The sequence below is a fragment of the Sulfitobacter dubius genome (assembly GCF_027214245.1).
In the GTDB taxonomy this organism is placed as follows: Bacteria; Pseudomonadota; Alphaproteobacteria; order Rhodobacterales; family Rhodobacteraceae; genus Sulfitobacter; species Sulfitobacter dubius_A.
The window spans coordinates 1-268 of sequence record NZ_JAPWHM010000042.1 but is presented as its reverse complement, the minus strand read 5'-3'; the positions used below and the strand labels follow the sequence as shown (position 1 = coordinate 268).

The 268-nt window shown below is 48.1% G+C and carries 1 protein-coding gene; it reads right to left on the bottom strand.

Going from position 1 to position 268, the window contains the following annotated elements:
• Nucleotides 1-223: Rnf-Nqr domain containing protein (locus tag O4H31_RS19525; protein WP_331283709.1), on the bottom strand; the 223-nt coding region annotated here is incomplete at its 3' end.
• Between the last annotated feature and the right edge of the window lie 45 nt (nucleotides 224-268).

Here is a 268-nt window from a genome sequence, read left to right as displayed (position 1 = left end):
GGGTACCGTTACCGATGATTTCTCGCATTGCACCCAGAACAACCAGTACTGAAGTCATGCCTAGCCCCATCCACAAACCATCTTGGGCGGAAGGCAGCACATCATTTTTTGATGCAAAAGCTTCTGCGCGACCGATGATAATACAGTTAGTCACGATGAGAGGGATGAAGATACCGAGCGACAGATACAACCCGTAAGCGTAAGCATTCATCAGCAGTTGCACGCAGGTTACCAACGACGCAATGATCATTACGAATACTGGAATACG